Annotated in this window: 19 protein-coding genes; 9 read left to right on the top strand and 10 right to left on the bottom strand. The window is 67.5% G+C overall.

The window, feature by feature from the left end:
• Window positions 1-338 precede the first annotated feature (338 nt).
• The gene (locus C471_RS08195; protein WP_004048033.1) at window positions 339-668 is read right to left on the bottom strand and encodes a non-histone chromosomal MC1 family protein; all 330 of its coding nucleotides are present in this window, start codon (window positions 666-668) and stop codon (window positions 339-341) included.
• 290 nt (window positions 669-958) lie between these two features.
• Between C471_RS08195 and C471_RS08190 the strand changes: the two genes are divergently transcribed.
• Both C471_RS08190 and C471_RS08185 read left to right on the top strand, forming a co-directional pair.
• Entirely contained in the window at window positions 959-1,162 is a 204-nt protein-coding gene (locus C471_RS08190; protein ID WP_004048031.1) for an AbrB/MazE/SpoVT family DNA-binding domain-containing protein, read from the top strand.
• A 128-nt stretch (window positions 1,163-1,290) separates the two neighbouring features.
• On the top strand, window positions 1,291-2,346 hold the full coding sequence (locus C471_RS08185; RefSeq protein WP_004048028.1) for a quinone-dependent dihydroorotate dehydrogenase: 1,056 nt from the start codon (window positions 1,291-1,293) through the stop codon (window positions 2,344-2,346).
• A 22-nt stretch (window positions 2,347-2,368) separates the two neighbouring features.
• Here C471_RS08185 and C471_RS08180 read toward each other — a convergent pair whose 3' ends face one another.
• The gene (locus C471_RS08180; protein ID WP_004048020.1) at window positions 2,369-5,050 is read right to left on the bottom strand and encodes a valine--tRNA ligase; all 2,682 of its coding nucleotides are present in this window, start codon (window positions 5,048-5,050) and stop codon (window positions 2,369-2,371) included.
• A 124-nt stretch (window positions 5,051-5,174) separates the two neighbouring features.
• Window positions 5,175-5,429, bottom strand: a complete 255-nt coding sequence (locus C471_RS08175; RefSeq protein ID WP_004048018.1) for a hypothetical protein — start codon at window positions 5,427-5,429, stop codon at window positions 5,175-5,177.
• Between the two features lie 568 nt (window positions 5,430-5,997).
• Here C471_RS08175 and C471_RS08170 point away from each other — a divergent pair.
• Complete coding sequence (locus tag C471_RS08170) at window positions 5,998-6,240, top strand: ferredoxin (RefSeq protein ID WP_004048015.1); 243 nt, start codon at window positions 5,998-6,000, stop codon at window positions 6,238-6,240.
• 5 nt (window positions 6,241-6,245) lie between these two features.
• Here C471_RS08170 and hemB read toward each other — a convergent pair whose 3' ends face one another.
• The 3 genes from hemB to C471_RS08160 form a co-directional block, all read right to left on the bottom strand.
• Complete coding sequence (gene hemB, locus C471_RS08165) at window positions 6,246-7,226, bottom strand: porphobilinogen synthase (protein WP_004048006.1); 981 nt, start codon at window positions 7,224-7,226, stop codon at window positions 6,246-6,248.
• A gap of 114 nt (window positions 7,227-7,340) precedes the next feature.
• On the bottom strand, window positions 7,341-7,505 hold the full coding sequence (locus tag C471_RS17640; protein WP_004048004.1) for a DUF6757 family protein: 165 nt from the start codon (window positions 7,503-7,505) through the stop codon (window positions 7,341-7,343).
• A 68-nt stretch (window positions 7,506-7,573) separates the two neighbouring features.
• Window positions 7,574-8,383, bottom strand: a complete 810-nt coding sequence (locus tag C471_RS08160) for a PHP domain-containing protein (protein WP_004048002.1) — start codon at window positions 8,381-8,383, stop codon at window positions 7,574-7,576.
• A gap of 142 nt (window positions 8,384-8,525) precedes the next feature.
• Here C471_RS08160 and C471_RS08155 point away from each other — a divergent pair, with 142 nt between their 5' ends.
• Window positions 8,526-8,810 carry a DUF5789 family protein gene (locus C471_RS08155; RefSeq protein ID WP_004048000.1) on the top strand — a complete coding sequence of 95 codons (285 nt, stop codon included), beginning with the start codon at window positions 8,526-8,528 and terminating at the stop codon, window positions 8,808-8,810.
• A 132-nt stretch (window positions 8,811-8,942) separates the two neighbouring features.
• Here the strand turns inward: C471_RS08155 and C471_RS08150 are convergent, their stop codons facing one another.
• Complete coding sequence (locus tag C471_RS08150) at window positions 8,943-9,989, bottom strand: DUF5784 family protein (RefSeq protein WP_004047999.1); 1,047 nt, start codon at window positions 9,987-9,989, stop codon at window positions 8,943-8,945.
• Window positions 9,990-10,270: 281 nt separating this feature from the next.
• Here C471_RS08150 and C471_RS17405 point away from each other — a divergent pair, with 281 nt between their 5' ends.
• Window positions 10,271-10,438 (top strand): DUF5786 family protein, encoded by a 168-nt coding sequence (locus tag C471_RS17405; protein WP_239638634.1) that lies wholly within the window; start codon window positions 10,271-10,273, stop codon window positions 10,436-10,438.
• An 84-nt stretch (window positions 10,439-10,522) separates the two neighbouring features.
• Here C471_RS17405 and C471_RS08145 read toward each other — a convergent pair whose 3' ends face one another.
• Both C471_RS08145 and C471_RS08140 read right to left on the bottom strand, forming a co-directional pair.
• Complete coding sequence (locus C471_RS08145) at window positions 10,523-11,191, bottom strand: DUF7530 family protein (protein WP_004047995.1); 669 nt, start codon at window positions 11,189-11,191, stop codon at window positions 10,523-10,525.
• Entirely contained in the window at window positions 11,188-12,138 is a 951-nt protein-coding gene (locus tag C471_RS08140) for an NAD(P)H-binding protein (protein WP_004047993.1), read from the bottom strand. Before C471_RS08140 ends, C471_RS08145 begins: the two co-directional genes overlap by 4 nt.
• 114 nt (window positions 12,139-12,252) lie before the next feature.
• Here C471_RS08140 and C471_RS08135 point away from each other — a divergent pair, with 114 nt between their 5' ends.
• The 4 genes from C471_RS08135 to C471_RS08120 all read left to right on the top strand — a co-directional run bounded on the left by C471_RS08135 (window position 12,253) and on the right by C471_RS08120 (window position 15,001).
• Entirely contained in the window at window positions 12,253-13,173 is a 921-nt protein-coding gene (locus C471_RS08135) for an MBL fold metallo-hydrolase (RefSeq protein WP_049909125.1), read from the top strand.
• A 70-nt stretch (window positions 13,174-13,243) separates the two neighbouring features.
• On the top strand, window positions 13,244-13,849 hold the full coding sequence (gene pspAB, locus C471_RS08130; RefSeq protein ID WP_004047986.1) for a PspA-associated protein PspAB: 606 nt from the start codon (window positions 13,244-13,246) through the stop codon (window positions 13,847-13,849).
• Between the two features lie 4 nt (window positions 13,850-13,853).
• Window positions 13,854-14,372, top strand: a complete 519-nt coding sequence (locus tag C471_RS08125; protein WP_004047984.1) for a hypothetical protein — start codon at window positions 13,854-13,856, stop codon at window positions 14,370-14,372.
• A complete protein-coding gene (locus C471_RS08120; RefSeq protein ID WP_004047982.1) occupies window positions 14,369-15,001 on the top strand; it encodes an IMPACT family protein in 633 nt (210 codons plus the stop codon). Before C471_RS08125 ends, C471_RS08120 begins: the two co-directional genes overlap by 4 nt.
• Window positions 15,002-15,190: 189 nt before the next feature.
• Here C471_RS08120 and C471_RS08115 read toward each other — a convergent pair whose 3' ends face one another.
• Window positions 15,191-16,807: a DNA-directed DNA polymerase II small subunit gene (locus C471_RS08115; RefSeq protein WP_004047980.1), complete on the bottom strand. Its 1,617-nt coding sequence runs from the start codon at window positions 16,805-16,807 to the stop codon at window positions 15,191-15,193.
• Window positions 16,808-16,823 lie beyond the last annotated feature (16 nt).

Raw genomic sequence — 16,823 nt, 5'->3', positions numbered from 1 at the left:
GATTCACCCAGCGACCTGGATGACACCGAACTACCACGGCTCACATCAGATTTCCTCTTACGCCGGAGCGCAGGGGGCGAAATCCTCATCTTCGCGGACTTGATTGTCTGCTTCGAAGGGTCATAAACCCATCGAAGCTCTTCAAGTCCAGCGAAACCGGGCCGAGTTGAACGGCCCGAGTTCGCAGGTGCGTTCTTCGCATTAGTCACGATGGCCGGGTTGTATTTAACCCCGTCGAACCATCGGCGCCACGTCATGCGGTTTCATGACGGGGAAATGTGAACTGACGGATAGCTATGCGGATGGGCACGGCGAAAAAACGGGCCTGACCTCGAAGGCTACTCGTCGTCGATGTACTCGATCCCCTGTTTCGAGACGTTTGCCTTCGTGATATCGTCGAGATCGTTGAGCCAGAAGTCGTCGTCGGCCTCGTCGACCTCGGGAGCGCTATCCTTCCAAGCCCACCCCTCGTACTCGTGGACTTTCTGCGTCCCCTTCTCACGGAGCCGGAGCGTGATGCGCTCCGCCTCCGCTTCCGAAGGCGCGGGCTCTAGAGTTCTGGCGGCCTTGAGCGCGGCTTGGCGAGGCATATTACCGGAGAACTCACTCGGTTCCGATCCGTCTTCCTCTCGAAGGGCGAAGTTTCGCTTACCGTCTTCACGTACCATGGTTTATCCTCCGTGCGAACCCAACACACAGTCTGTAATAAATATATCGGGGAAATGAAAGCTGATCTGCAAAATATTTATATACTAACTCCGCACGGGCTAGCGGTTTCGATCGATCTCCGAGACGATCCGAACACCGATCGACAGCTACGGCCGCGGCGAGACTCCGAACGAAGGTCGATCGGCTTCGACGCGCTACGAACGACACAGCACAAAGCCCGTCGCGAGCCCTGTTCGGGTAAACAACACTTATGTGTCTGGTATGGCGAAGTTCGACCAACACAACCGCGATGGTTCGTAAAAAGAAGCTCAGCCCAAGTGGCGCCAAGGACGACGAGGGGGAGTACCACAACGTCCACGTGAACCTCCACGAGGACGAGCTCGCCGTCGCCGGAATGGAGATTGGAGACGAGGTGTTCGTTCGAGTCCGAGACGGGAAGATAATCATTCAGAAGGCCGACTCCAGCCCGGAAGACCTCGAACACGACTTCTGAAGCGCGTATTCTCCGTCGCTCTCACTTTCTGAAGACCGGGTAGAGACACAGCGGTAGTCGGGTTGCGTGGAGTGGACCTTTCGACGGCGGTCGGCGGATTGATACTCGTCCGTGACGAGGCCGAAACGATGGGCGCGTATGATTTGTTGAAGCCGGCGTTGTTCGGACTCCCGCCAGAGACCGCACACGGGCTGACACACCGGCTGTTACGGGCGGTACAAACGACGCCAATGACAGACCTCCTCCGCGACCGGTTTACTGTGAATGACTCTCGCCTGCACGTCGAGGCGTTCGGGAACGAGTTTCCGAATCCCGTGGGCGTCGCGGCCGGATTCGACAAGAACGCGGAGGTTCCACGCAGCCTCGCCGCGCTGGGATTCGGCCACGTCGAGGTCGGCGGCGTCACCGCCGAGCAACAGCCGGGGAACCCCCGACCGCGACTGTTCCGGCTGCGGGAGGACGAGGCCCTGATAAATCGGATGGGGTTCAACAACGAAGGGGCCGACATCGTCGGCGAACGGCTCGACAGAAAGCCGCTGCCGGAGGTTCCGGTGGGGATCAACATCGGGAAGTCGAAGTCGACGGCTCTCGCCGAGGCACCCGACGACTACCTGTACACCTACGAGCGCGTGGCGGAGGCCGGCGACTACTTCGTCGTCAACGTTTCCAGCCCGAACACGCCTGGACTCCGTGAACTGCAGAACCGCGCGGCGTTAGAGGAGATACTCGGTGCCCTCGCTGACGCCGGCGCCGATCCCCTCCTCGTGAAGCTCTCCCCCGATCTCCCGGAGCCGGCCGTCGAGGACGCGCTCGGCGTCGTCGACGACCTCGGTCTCGACGGGATCATCGCGACCAACACCACGACCTCGCGGCCGAATTCGCTGAAGAGTTCCCAGCAGGCCGAGCGGGGAGGCCTCTCGGGGAAACCGATAGAGTCGATCGCCACGGAACGGGTCCGCTTCGTCGCCGAACGCACCGACGTTCCGGTGATCGGTGTGGGTGGAATCTCGAACGCGAAGGGCGCCTACGAGAAGATACGGGCGGGCGCGTCCGTCGTACAACTGTACACGGGGCTCGTCTACGAGGGCCCCGGCCTCGCGCGCGATATCAACGAAGGAATCATCGACCTCCTCGATCGGGACGGCTTCGACTCGGTCGAGGACGCCGTCGGGGCCGACCTGTAGACGGAGGCGGACCGAGAGAGCGCTAGGCTTCGTTGCGGACGATGACGACCACGTCGTCCGCCTCCAACAGCTCGCCGTCGCCCTGGTACTGCCGCTCCTCCTCGATCTCGAACTCCTCCTCAACGAGCGTGACGCCCGCGACGTTGAGCTCGTCGCCGTCGATCTCGTACTCCCCCTGCGCGAGCGCGGCCTCGATGTCTCCGACCTGATCGCCGTACTTCGGTCCGACCGTCGCGTAGTCGAGGTCGATCCCGGTGATCACCGTCTCGACGGGGGCCTCCTCGTCGGGGTGGACGGCGAGGTCGGCGACGTGCATCACGCCCGTGATGTCGTCTTCGAATCCCCGAACGTCGGCGTACACCTCGACCGCGTCCAACTCGGCGTTGAGCGGGAGCTGGTTCTCGCTCTTGTACTTCCGGAGCGTCCCGACCACGGCGGTGGCGGCCGCGCCCGCGTCTCGATCGGCGTCGATTCCGAGCGGCTCGGGCCAGTCGACGAGGTGGACGGAGTCGCCGGCGCCGTCCGCGGCGTCGGCACCGTCCGGCTCGCTCGCGGCGTCCGCGTACATGTCGTGCCACAGCTCTTCGGTGACGTGCGCGAGCAGGGGGGCGAACAGCTTCAGGAACCGCCGGTGGGCCGTCCGGAGCGTGTACGCCGCGGCGTCGTCCTCGCGCTGTTTGGCGATCTCGAGGTAGTCGTCACAGAAGGTGTTCCAGAAGAAGCTCCGGAGCTCGTCGCGGGCCTTCGAGAACGCGCGGTCCTCGAACAGCTCGGTGAGTCGCTCGATCTCGCCGTCGAGTTCGGCGAGCAGCCACCGGTCGAGCTCCCGAAGGTCTTCGTCGCCGGGCTCGTCCGGGTACGGCTCCGGCGCGAGCGACTCGACGAGCTTGGAGGCGTTCCACAGCTTGCGGATCAGCTTCTCGCCCGCGCGGAGGTCCTTCTCCTTGAACGGGAAGTCGTCGCCGACGGCGGTGCCGGCGGCCCAGTAGCGCGTGGCGTCGACGGGGAACTCCTCCAGCACGGTCTCGGGCTCGACGACGTTGCCGACGGACTTCGACATCTTCTCGCGGTTCTCGTCGAGGACGTGCCCGTTGATCATCGTCTCCTCGAACGGGACCTCGCCGGTGTGCTCGTAGCACTTGACGAGGGTGTGGAACAGCCAGAAGCTGATGATGTCGTGGCCCTGCGGCCGGAGGTCGAACCGGTACAGCTCCGGGTGCTCCATGGTGAACTCTCCGGCCTCCTCGTCCCAGTCCCAGCCGGCGTTGATCAGCGGCGTCAGGCTAGAGGTCGCCCACGTGTCGAGCACGTCGTTTTCCGGTTCGAACTCGTCGTGGCCGCACTCGGGACACGCGTCGACCGGCGGGTCGTCCGAGAGCGGGTCGACGGGCAGGTCGGCCTTCTCGGCGACGACGACCTCGTCGCAGCCCTCGCAGTACCACACGGGGAACGGGATGCCGGAGGAGCGCTGGCGGGAGATGAGCCAGTCCCACTGGAGCCCCTCGACCCAGTGTTCGTACCGGCTGAACATCTTCTCCGGGGACCACTCCATCTCCCGACCGATCTCGAGGTACTCGTCGGTCTTGTCGAGCATCTCGATGTACCACTGCTCGGTGACGAGGAACTCGACGCTCGTCCCGCAGCGCTCGTGGACGTTGACGGTGTGGGTGATGTCGCGCCGGTCGAGCAGCGCGCCGGCGTCGTCGAGGTCCTCGACGATGGCCTCGGCGGCCTCCGACGAGTGCAGCCCCTCGTACTCCTCGGCGACCTCGGTCATGTGGCCGGACTCGTCGATGGCGACCCGGAGGTCGAGGTCGTGGACCTGGTACCACTCGATGTCGTTCTGGTCGCCGAACGTACAGCACATCACGATGCCGGAGCCCGTCTCCATGTCGACGCGCTCGTCGGCGATGATCGGCACTTCGTGGCCGAACAGCGGGACCTCGGCGGACTCGCCGACGAGGCCCTGGTTCTCGTCGTCGTCCGGGTGGACGAAGACGGCGACGCACGCCGGGAGGAGCTCCGGGCGCGTCGTGGAGATGACGAACTCCTCGGCGTCATCGGCACCGTCGCCGCCGGTGTCGCTCCCGACGACGGGGAAGGCGATGTCGCTGAAGTGGCTGGCCTGCTCGTCGTCCTCCGTCTCGACCTGCGAGATGGCGGTCTCGCACTCGGGACACCAGATGGCGGGCGCCTTCTCGCGGTACTCGCGGCCCTGGTCATACAGGTCGAGGAACGACAGCTGGGAGACGCGCTGGACGCGCGGCTCGATCGTCTGGTAGGTGTGGTCCCAGTCGACGGAGACGCCGAGCGACTGGACGTTCTCGGTGAACTGCTCCTCGTACTGCGCGCAGACCTCGCGGCACTTCGCCTGGAACTCCCGGCGCTCGAAGTCCTGGTGGCGAATGTCGAGCTCGTCCTCGGTGAGCCGCTCGGAGGCGATCCCGTTGTCGTCGTAGCCGAACGGGAAGAACGTCGCGCCGCCGTTCATGCGCTCGAAGCGCGCGACGAAGTCCTGGAGGGTGAAGCCGTAGAGGTGGCCCATGTGGAGGCTCCCCGATACCGTCGGCGGGGGCGTGTCGATTGAGAAGACGGTGTTCGGATCGACCGGGTCGTCGTCAGGATAGGCGTACGTCTCCTCGTCGACCCATCGCCGCTGCCACCGCGGCTCGACGGTATCGGGGTCGTACTCACCACTGGGCATTTCACGCTCACGTTCCGCCGGTTCCCCCTTAACGGACTCGGTTGTGTAGGGAGAGATCGCGCGTCAGTCGTGGTCAGGCGCGCGATCGAGCGTTGGCGGTCGCGCTCACGGCGGCCGAGCGCGATCAGACCGTGTCGTCGAGGTCGTGTTCGGCGGCCATCTTCGACGCCTCGGACGCGAACCGCTCGACCTCCTCGGTTGGGGTCTCGCCGAGCGCGCTCTCGTCGACCTCGCGGCCGGCGGTGATCCCGCCGCCCGTGACGAGGCGCTGTTCTGCCAGCTCCTTCGTGTGCATGCGCTCGCCGTCCTCGGTGGAGTACGTGAGCCGCACGAGCCCCTTCGAGTCGAACTGCCGATCGACGAGCCAGACCGTGGTCATACGCGCCGATGGGCGCCTGCGACGCTTAAAAGGATGGTCGACGCGAAGGGAAGTCGGTGGTACGTCCCGCGACCGACCAACAATGCGGTCGGCGCGTGCCTGCGAGCGGGCCATCGACCCGTGAGCAGCACGCGCGAGGGAGTCGCGAGGGAGCGGGCGACCAGTGGGAGCCCCGAACGAGCGACGAGGCTGGGGAGGTGTGAGGTGCGGGTGCTGTGCGGGGCGGGACTCAAAGGGGCAGGCGTGAGGGCGAAGCACGGCGCAGCAAGGACCGGTACGAGAGAGCGAGTGAAACGAGCGACCGAGTGAGGACCGCAGCAAGCCGCGCGAGTCCCGCGAGCAACGCGAGCGGGACCACGAACGTCGCAGCCCGCGCAGCGAAGCGAGCAGGAACGACGTTCGGAGGCCCTCACGCCTGGGGATTTGCCGGTCTTCACCTCGAGATCGATCGGAAATAATGAGCGACTGAGCCGCCGCGTGTTCCGATCGGATCCGGCCGGGCTGTGCCGGATGTCCAGATGGTGTATGCGTCGCCAGCGCTTTGTACCGCCTCGTCGAACCGGGGGACATGCACGTGAAGTTCGACCGCGACACCTGCGTCGGGATGTTCCAGTGCGTCGCCGAGTGGGACGCCTTCGAGAAGGACCTGAACGACGGGAAGGCCGACTTGGAGGGAAGCACCGAGGAGGAAGACGACCTGTTCGTCGTCGACGTGCCCGACGGCGAGGAGTTCGACGCGAAGTTCGCGGCGCGGGTCTGCCCGGTCGACGCCATCGAGGTGTACGACGACGACGGCGAGCAGGTTGTCTGAAGGAGTTATAAGCGCTCGGCCAGGTCCTCGGCGAAGTACGTGATGATCAGGTTCGCGCCCGCGCGCTTGAGCGACAGCAACGACTCGTGGGCGGTCGCCTCCAGGTCGAGCCAGCCCTTCTCCGCGGCCGCGTGTATCATCGCGTACTCGCCGGAGACGTTGTACGCGGCGATCGGGTGGTCGAACTCCCGCCGGAGGTCACCGACGATGTCGAGGTAGGGGAGGCCGGGCTTCACCATCAGCACGTCCGCGCCCTCCTCGGCGTCGATCCGGGCCTCGCGGAGCGCCTCGCGGCGGTTCGCGGGGTCCATCTGGTAGTGCCGACGGTCGCCGAACGCGGGCGCGCCGTCGGCGGCGTCGCGGAAGGGACCGTAGAAGGCGGACTCGTACTTGACGGCGTAGCTCATCAGCGCCACCTCCTCGTGGCCCGCCGCGTCGAGCGCCTCGCGGATCGCACGGACCTGCCCGTCGGTCATCGCCGAGGGCGCGACCATGTCCGCGCCCGCGTCCGCCTGCGAGACGGCGGTCTCGGCGAGCAACTCCAGCGTCTCGTCGTTTTTCACCGTGAGCGTCGGGTCCGTCTCCGCCGACTCCTCGATCACGCCGCAGTGGCCGTGGTCGGTGTACTCACAGAGGCAGACGTCGCCGATCACGTAGGCGTCGGTCTCGGCTGAGATCCGGCGGATCGTGCGCTGGACGACCCCGTCCTCGGCGTACGCACGGGTTCCCTCCGGGTCCTTCGACTCGGGGATTCCGAAGAGGATGACGGCCTCGACGCCGGTCTCGCGGACCTCCTCGACCCGGGCGACCGCCTGATCGACGGGGACGCGCTCGTGGCCGGGCATCGTCTCGATCGGCACGCGCTCGTCGGTCGTCGCGTCGACGAAGACGGGCGCGACGAGGTCCGACGCCGACAGCGAGGTCTCGCTGACGAGCGGGCGGACGCCGTCGGTCCGGAGGCGCCGCGGCCGGTCCGTTGGGTGCATAGGGGAGCGTTGGCTCCGAGGCGCCTTTTATGATCCGTCCGCGGCGAGCCGACCGGTGAAGGGGGACGGGAAAGAAGTGAGGACGGGGGATCGACGGGCCGATCCGATCGACGCCTACTCGGACGATTCGATGTCGATCTTGTCGCGGAGCGCGGCGAGCTCGTCGGATTCGGCGAGCTCCTCGACGCGCGCCTTGAAGTGCTCCTCGCAGAGCCCGACGACCACGCCGCTCTGCTCGGCCTCGTAGGTGGCCTCCCGTTCGCAGTAGTGACACCGCATACGCCACACTCTGTCGGCGTCGGGCTTAACCCTGTTCGTCGATCGGGACAGTCGGGAATCCGAGCCCGTTAGGCCGGGTCGGAGACGGGTTCCGGCAGCCGCTCGCGGACCGGTGCGAACGCCTCCGCCGTCAATCCCGCCTCGGCGAGGGTGCGTTCGTGCGCGTCGGTGCCGCCCGTCAGGAGGAGGTCGCTCTCGGCGGCCACCCGCTCGACTGCGGCGTCGTCGACCGCGCGCCCGTAGGGGTAGAACCGCTCAACCGCGTCCAGCTCGCGGGCCACGTCGAGCGCGGCGTCCACGTCGTCGTACCGGAAGGGGTGTGCGAGGCCGACGACCGCGCAGGCGTTCCCGAGGAGTTCGACGCCGCGCTCCAGCTCCGTCACGTCGCGCGCGACGTAACAGGGGCCGTCGCTCCCGATCAGCTCGTCGAAGGCGCCGGCGTAGTCGTAGGGCGCCGGCGACTGGTCGATCGCACGCGCGATGTGCGGGCGTCCGAGTCCGGGCCGAGGCTCGACGCCGAGGTCGACGCCGAGTCGGTCCTCGACCGCGTCGAGGATCGCGGCCCCCCGTTGCTTCCGATCGGTCTGGAGCCGCTCGATCTCGTCGTCGAGCGCGTCGGTGTGTTCGACCGCGTAGCCGAGGAGATCGAGCCGCTCGAAGCCGGCGTCGACGCGGAGTTCGATCCCGCGGACGACCCGGACCCCGCCGCGCTCGACGACGGGAGCGTCGAGGTCGGGGTGGATCCGATCGTGGTCGGTGACGGCGACCCAGTCGAGCCCCGCGTCGGCGGCGGCCGCGGCGAGCTCCGCGGCCGTCATGGTGCCGTCCGAGACCGTGGTGTGCGCGTGGAGGTCGGCGACGATCCGGTCCGCGTTCATGGGCGAGTTCGGCGACCCCCATACTAAGCGACGACGATCTTCCATGCTAACTCACACCAATATAAGGAAATATAATCTGATTCGCTGGACTAAGGTTGTGCATGGACAATCATTAAGAACCATCGGCGACTCGCAGTAGTTGATGCGCTTGAACGGCGTCGACGACCGACTCGAACGGCACCAATATCCGACGACCTCGGAAGAACTGATCGCGGCCCACGGGAACGCGACCGTAGAGCTCGCCGACGGCACCGAGCGTCTCGGAGACGTGCTAGAGCGGTTCGGTGACCAGACGTTCGACGACGCGGACGACGTGTTCACCACGCTTCGAGCGGGCGTCTGTCACCGCGGAGTCGGTCGGCGGTTCTACTCGGACCGCGACCCGACGACCGACGACGACGACGGGCCGTCGCCGGTCTCGTTCTGAACGGATAGCGGAATCGACCCTCCGTTTTTCGAGAGACCCGATCCGAGAGCGGCGGCTCTGTCGGAGGTCGGCGTCTGGTCGGGGAGATCCATACAGTCCGTAACAGACCGCATACGGTCCGTAACAGGCCGATCAGACCCAGTCGATCGCGGCCGACAGATCGAGCGGCACCGTTCCCTTCCGGTACCCCTCAACGTGCCCGTTCGGGCGTGCGCGCAGGACGATCACCGGTTTGTGTCGGACCGCCGGTTGGGCCTCGCGCACGGCCGCCCAGTCGTCCGCAGGGAACGAGGTGCAGTCCACGAAGAGGGTGACGCCGCCGCCGTGCGCCTCCAGTTGCCCGCTCGTCTTCGTCTCCGCCGTGTCGCGGACCGCCGCGACGGGGTCGCTCGCGGAGCGTCCGGAGACGGGTTGCGGGCGCGTCACCTCGACCAGCGAGGCGGCTCCGGTGTTCGGATCCGTCGCGCGGTAATCGAGCGAGTGGCCCGTCGTCACCTCGATTTCCGGAGTCGCCTCGTAGCTGGCCTCGGTCAGGATCCGGGCCGCGGTGAACTCCGCGATCGCGGCGCTCATCCGAACCAGATCGAGCGACGCCGAGGTGCCGAGCTTGCCCGCCATCGTCTCGCGGTAGTCGTCGAGCGTCCCCGGACGGAGCGTCTCCTCCACGAAGCCCGTCCCCTCCTCGCGGGTCGCGTCGGGGAACCCGGCCGCGTGGTCGCGGAAGAACGCTCGCGTCGTCTCGGCGCCGTCCTTCGAGCAGAACACCGGGAGGAAAAACCACGAGACGTGCGGGTACGCCGCGAGCCACGGTTCGTCGTCGTGGAGGGCTGCGAGCAGCTCCCGCTGGGCCCATCGTGAGACCGGGTAGGGGACCTCGTCGAACCCGTACTTGTCCGTTCGCCAGAGTTCGCTCGGCGTCTCCGTGTTGCCGACCCAGTAGCCGACCGGCCCGCCGGCGGTCCCCTCCGGCGGGTCGTCGTCGCCGTCCGTCCAGCAGAACAGCGCGAACGAGCCGTCGTCCATGTCGAACCGCCGGGCCTCGTATCCGGGTGGTGAGGTGAACCACGGGTCGCTCGCGGTCGCTCCGAGGTTCTCGTCGAGGGGGAGCTCGAGCTGCGAGCGGACGCGGTCGGCGCTCCAGCGGCCGGGCGAGCGCCTGAATCGGAGCGGTTGTGCCACGCCGGTGCTACCGTACGGTGGGGTTAATCGGTTCCGGTGGTCCGAAGCCGGGCATCGCGACCGACCTCGCCGATCCGCTCATCGTCGCGACCGACCACTCCACGCCGGCTGAGTCGATCGATTCGTCGATCGTTTGTCCGAACTCATATAAGATCCGACATTTCACCGATACATATATTACTGACAGTTTCCAAGTGAGTGTGTACCATGTTAAGTGGTGCCTATTGCGGTGCCGGGCATCCGGAACATGATGTGGAAACCGAGGTATATCGACAATGAGCTTGGGAGATTACGACGAGGCCGAACACGAGCGTCGCGAGAAGAAGACCAGCGAAGTCGACGCCGATTTCGACGCCGAGCGCCCGGAGTACTCCGGATCGCTCACGTACGATTCCGGCGACTCCACGGAGGCACTCCTCGACAAGTTCCAAGAGCTGCAGGGCGAGTGAGGCGGCAGTTCGCGTCCTCCTTCTCCGGTCCGTCTGATTCCCGTCCACACCGACGCTCGTCGGCGGGCCTCAACGCCGCTGCTCTCAAGAGAGCGCGATCGCCGCGGAACAGACGATCGCGACCGCGAGAACGTGTCCGACGACGGCCCCGAGTAGGACGGGTTCGGTGAGCAGGAACGGGACGAGCGCCAGTTGGATCAGCGAGAACGCGATGTTCTCCGCGTCGAGCCGCCTGACTCGCGCCGTCGCCGTCGGGGGGAGGTCGACGTGGACCGCTCGCCACAGCGCGACGACCGCGCTCCACCACGAGGTGCCGATCCGGTAGGTGAGGTCCCAGAGGATCAACAGCGTGAGGTACACCACCGGGATCGGCGGGTCCGAACCGAACAGCCGCCCGATCAGCGTGCCGTCCCACGCGATCAGGTACGTGACGAGGGCGATGAACGCGAGCACGCCGAGGACGATCTCGATGCTCGACCCGAACAGCAGCCGCTTGTGCGCCGCCGGCGTCGGGAGCCGGCGGTTGATCGCCCCGAGCCGGTGCATCTCGACGCTGCCGACGGCCGCCACCGCGACGGCGACGGTGCCGGCGAGGACCGCGTCCCACAGGCCGTAGTACCAGCCGAGGGCCACGACGCCGACCTCGAACAGGGCGAACTGGATCGCGACCGCGAGCGCCCGAGAGAGCCCCAGCCCGGGAATCCCGCCGACGAGGCTCTCGTACACCCACGTCTCGCCGTAGTTGCGGCTCACGACGGCGGCCCCTCCGGCCGGGTCGCCGACGACCGCGTCTCTCTAGCCCGATCCATCTCGTCGATCGCTCGCGCGACCGCGACCTCGAACGGCGTCTGGTCGATCGGCACGAGGTCGCGGATCCGGTCGTCCTCGACGATCACGGTGTTTCGGAGCCCCTCGACGAGCGACCGGGCGAGGTAGGGGTTCACGTCGGTGACGAGCCGGAGCCACTTCGCCGACAGCTCCGGGCTCAGCACCGGGACCCGGATTATCCGCAGTTTGTGGCCGAGTTGGCGGCGGGTCCGTCGGAGGATCTCCGCGTACGTCAACACGTTCGGACCGCCGATCTCGAAGGTGTCGCCGGCGGTCGACGGCTCTTCGAGCGCCCCGACGAGATAGCCGACCACGTCGTCGATCGCGATCGGCTGACAGAGGGTGTCGACCCACTTCGGCGTGGTCATCACGGGGAGTCGACTCGCGAGCCCGTGGATCACCTCGAAGCTCGCGCTGCCGGCGCCGACGATGATCGCCGCCCGCAGCGTCGTGAGCGCCGGGTCGCCGGTTCCGAGGATTCGTTCGACCTCGCGGCGGGACTTGAGGTGCTCGGAGAGGCCCTCGCGATCTTCGCCGAGCCCGCCGAGATAGACGACTCGATCGGCGCCCGCGGCAGACGCCGAGTCGACGAAATTCCGGGCGCAGTTGCGGTCCCGCTCCTCGTACCCCGGACCGCCGTCCATCGAGTGAACGAGGTAGTAGGCGGCGTCGACGGGGTCGCCGTCGATCTCGAACGCGGGCGGGAGGGTGTGGGGTTCGAGGAGGTCGCCCTCGACGACGTGAACGCCCGGGGGCGGGGCGTAGCCGTCGGCGTCGCGGACGAGCGCGACCACTTCGTGACCGCGATCGAGGAGCGCCGGAATGAGGCGGCTCCCGACGAATCCGGTGGCGCCGGTGACGAGCACGCGCATACGGATCCCTCGGGTGGAAGGACCATAAGGGTCCGCCACGGTCGGGCGGCGGGGCCCCGAATCGCTTCGCCCCGACCGATCGTTAAAAGGCGTCGCGGGGCAGTGGTGGTGAACATGCACGCAGGCGAGTTCGAGCCGGTTCGAGGCGTCGCGGACCTGTACGTCCACGACGCCGGGATGTTCGACACCGACGAGTACGGGGCCGTGTACGTCTACGACGCCGAGCGGCCGATCGTGATCGACACCGGTACGGGGGCGAACCGCGAGTCGTTGTTCGAGACGCTCGACGAGATCGGGATCGGGCGCGAAGAGTTGTCGTGGATCCTCCCCACGCACGCCCACCTCGACCACGCGGGCGGCGCGGGGCACCTCGCCGAGCGCTACCCGAACGCCGAGGTCCGCGTCCCGGAGAAGGGGGTCCGCCACCTCGTGGATCCGGGCGCGCTCGTCGCCGGCACGAAGTCCGCCGTGCGGGACCAGTGGCAGCACTACGACGAGCCCGCGCCCGTCCCCGAAGACCGGATCGCGGGACTCGTCGGCGGCGACCGGATCGATCTGGGCGACCGCGAGCTCGTCGTCCACGAGGCTCCGGGGCACGCCCCGCACCACGCGTTCTACCACGAGCCCGACGCCGACGTGGTCTTCACCGCCGACGCCGCCGGGATCTACGTCCCGGAGGTCGACACGGTCCGACCCACGTCGCCGCCGCCCCAGTTCGATCTCGACCAGTGTCTCAGGGACCTCTCGGCCATCGAGGCGATCGACCCGGAGTACCTCTGTTTCGGTCACTTCGGTCCGCGCGAGTACGAGCCGTCGCTGATCGGAGAGGCGAAGCGGGCGTACGTCGAGTGGGTCGAGGCCGTCCGGGAGAAACGGGAGGCGCTCGGCGACGACGAGGCCGTGGTCGAGCACTTCGTGGAGGCGAGCCAGGACGTGGAGTTCTGGAACCCGGAGCGCGCGAGGGCCGACGCGAGCCTGAACTCGCGCGGCGTGTTGACGTACCTCGATCGCGTCGAGGAGGAGTCGGAGGAGTAGCCCTCGACGAGGGAATCCGCGCCCCCGACGGAAACCTCCTAAACCCCGCGCCGCCTAGCCGTGCCCATAGATGGGCATCTTCGACACGATCCGCGCCGTGCTCGGGACGAGCGCCGAGACGGACGCGACCCGCGAGGCCGACCCCGAAGACCTCTTCGGGATGTCGACCGCGTACATGACGATGGAGGCCGACCTCGGCTACGACCACTGCGGCGAGGCCGCGCTGTGCTTCTCCGGCGTCGACAGCACCCGCTTCGACGACGCCGTCGAGACGGTCGAGGCCATCCTGGAGGCCGGCGAGATCGACACCGGAACCGGGTTCCACCGGCACGAGGACGACCACGGCTACCAGTGGTTCGTACTGGAGGACGACGATCCCGAAGATCTGGTGACGAGCATCCACTTCGCCGCCGACCAGTTCATCGAGGAGGGGTTCGGCTCCCGCCTGCTCGCGGCCGTCTTCGGGTTCGAACGCGACGACACGGACGCCTACTGGATCTACTCGTTCCGCCGCGGCGCGTACTACCCCTTCTCGCCGAAGAGGACGAGCGACCGGAACCAGCAAGTGGAGTTCAAACTCCAGTCGGTCCTGGACGGGGAACTCGGACTCGAGGACGACGAGTCCTACTGGTACCCGCTGTGGCCCGACGCGCCGGGGAATCACCCGTGGGAGTGACGCGATGAGCGCGACGGAAACCGGTTCGGATCGAGGGTACGCCGGCCGCGACGCGCCGCGGAAGCGCCTCCTTCGAGCGGTGGCCGCGCAGACCGCGGCGCTGAGCGCGGCCGTCCACTTCCTGTGGGCGTGGCCGCGGCTCGCCCAGCCAGCGGACGCACGGCCCTACGTGTTCCTGCTCGGCGGGGCGTTCACCGTCGCGGTCGCGGCCGCGACGCTGCGCGCGGACGAGTACCGACGGCTGTACGCGCTGGGCGCCGGGACCCTCGCCGCGTTCCTCGGCGGCTACGCGTGGTGGCACGGGAGCGGGACCGCGGCGGCGCTCGCGAGCGATCCACTGGCGATCGTCGGCAAGGGCGCGGAGGTCGTCGGGGTCGTCGCGTTCCTCGCGCTGTACCGGCTCGCACCGCCGACGAGCGTCGTGCTCGAACGGCGGAAGGAGGCCGAAAGCGACGGCGAGCCCACCGGAGACGACGCGAACGGAAGCGAAGCCACCGGAGACGACGAGAGCGCACGGCCATGACCGAGACGTACCTGACGGTCGAGTCGTCCGCGACGGCGACGTTCGAGGTGCAGGGGTCGGAGTTCCTCGGGCACGTCGCGCCGGTCGACACGGTGGCGGCGGCCGAGGCGTTCGTCGAGCGGGTCCGGACCGAGTACGACGACGCGACGCACAACGTGCCGGCGTACCGAGTTCCCGCGGGCGAGGCCTCCGAACGGACGCCTGCCGGCGACGTCATGCTCCGGGAGTACTCCTCGGACGACGGGGAGCCGACCGGCTCGGCGGGGAAGCCGGCGCTCAACGTGCTCCAACAGCGCGAGATCCGGAACGTCGTCGCGGTGGTGACCCGGTACTACGGCGGGACGAACCTCGGCGTCGGCGGGCTCGCGCGCGCCTACTCGCGGGCGGTGAAGGACGGAGTCGACAAGGCGGGGGTGATCGAGGAGCGACCGCACCGCCGGCTGGTCGTGGAGACCGCGTACAACGACTCGGGAACGGTCCGCGGGGTGATCGAGTCGGCGGGCGTCGAGTTCGACGCCGACTACGACGAGCGCGTGCACTTCGCGCTTCGGATCCCCATGGCCGAAGTCGAATCGCTCGTGGAGCGGCTCAACAGCGCGACCAGCGGGCGGGTAGAGATCGATCGATAGCGGAGAGATCGGTCGTCGAAGCACCGGGGTGGCGAACAGGCGACGGAGTCGAAACGCACGGAGTACCGCGGCGGTGCGTCGCGCTCCCGCCTAGTGCGCCGCGGGCGACCGTCAGGTCACGGCGGGAATGGGCTCGGTATCCGAGTTGAACCGTCGGTCGGGATCGACCGAGTACGGATCGGGAGGCGGCTACGCGAACTTCCTGACGGTCATGTCGAGGGTGTCCAGATCGAGGATAGGCGCGTACCCTGCGTCGGGGTCGATGTTGACGGACTTTTGGAAGTCGGTCTGCGCCTGCCAGCAGCCGGAGTTGACGGCGAGCACGTTGTGGTACTTCCCCCAGCCGAGCTTGTGGACGTGGCCGGTGTGGAACACGTCGGGCACGTCCTCGATGACGAGGTAGTCGCGCTCCTCCGGCGCGACGCGGGTGTGACCGCCGAACTGCGGGGCGACGTGGCGCTTCTTCAACAGCTGGTACATCGCCTTGTGGGGCTCGTCGTAGCTCGCCTTCTCCTCGGGGAGCTCCGCGATCACCTCGTCGAGCGAGACGCCGTGGTACATCAGCACGTCGACGCCCTCGACGGAGACGGTCGCCGGGTTCGAGACGATCCGCGCGTCGTGGACGTCCATGATGGAGCGGATCTCGTCGTTGAATCCGGGCTGGGGCTCCGCGAGCCGGACCGCGTCGTGGTTGCCCGGGATCATCACGATCTCGGTGTCCGCCGGCACCTCCTTGAGGTGCTCCGCGAAGGCCTCGTACTGGTCGTAGATGTCGACGATCTCCAGCTCCTCGTCCTGATCGGGGTAGACGCCGACGCCCTCGACCATGTCGCCGGCGAGGAGGATGTACTCGACCGGCTCGGCCTCCGGCGTGTGGAGCCAGTCGGTAAACCGGCTCCACGCGTCGGCCATGAACTCGTCGCTACCGACGTGGATATCGGAGATCAGCGCGGCCTGCACGTGGCGGTCGGCCGCACCGGTTCGGTGGGTCCGAGGAACGTCGGGGAAGTGGAGGGAGTCGGCGAAGAGGATTCCGGAGTCGTCGGCGAGGGTGCCCTCGACGGCGAGGCACTCGTCCATCATGATCTCGTCGACGAGGTCAGCGAGCCCCTTGTCCTTCATGACCAGCGCGGGGAAGGTCCCGGTCGTGTCCTCCAGTTCGACGAGCCAGTGGCCGGACTTTGTGGACCGGACGTCGTTGACGAGACCGATCATCGCGGCGTCGCTCCCGCCGGGCATCTCCGCGATCGCCTCGGCGGGGCGGTGGTTGACGCGACCGCGGAGCACCTTCGAGAGCCGCTCGTAGCGGTCGCGGAACGTCCGGACGAAGTCGCCGTACTCACCGGTCCCGGTGCTCTGACCGGTCATGTCGTTGCCGACCTCTAGGTCGCGTAGGTCGGGGTCGTGATGGGGGGCGCTGTCGGCGGTGCTGTCGGCGGTGCTGTCGGCAGTACTGTCGGCGGTGCTGTCGGCGGTGGTGTGAGACTCAGTATGTGGGCCTGATGAAGACCCCTCCGTTTCGACTGGAGATCGGGTCGTCGAGGCCCCAGGAGACGATCCGTCGCCGGTTCGTGCTGGAGGTGATTCGTGGGTCGGATCGGCGTCGGAAGCGGACCGGCCGTTCGTGACCGCGCGAACGTGGTCCGAAGTGATACGGAGGGCGTCGTCCGGGGCGCGGTCGACGACCGATTCGACGGCGTCGGCGGAGTCGGGCGCGCTCGCCAAGAGGGTGATCGCCTCCCGTTCGGCGTTGTATCCGTGTCTGGCGAGTTCCTTGGCGATCCGGGCGTTCGACTCCAGCGGCACGACATCCGAGAGGGGA

The organism is Halorubrum saccharovorum DSM 1137, assembly GCF_000337915.1.
Classification (GTDB): Archaea; Halobacteriota; Halobacteria; order Halobacteriales; family Haloferacaceae; genus Halorubrum; species Halorubrum saccharovorum.
The sequence above is the reverse complement of the archived record's forward strand: the minus strand, read 5'-3'. Positions and strand labels throughout refer to the sequence as shown.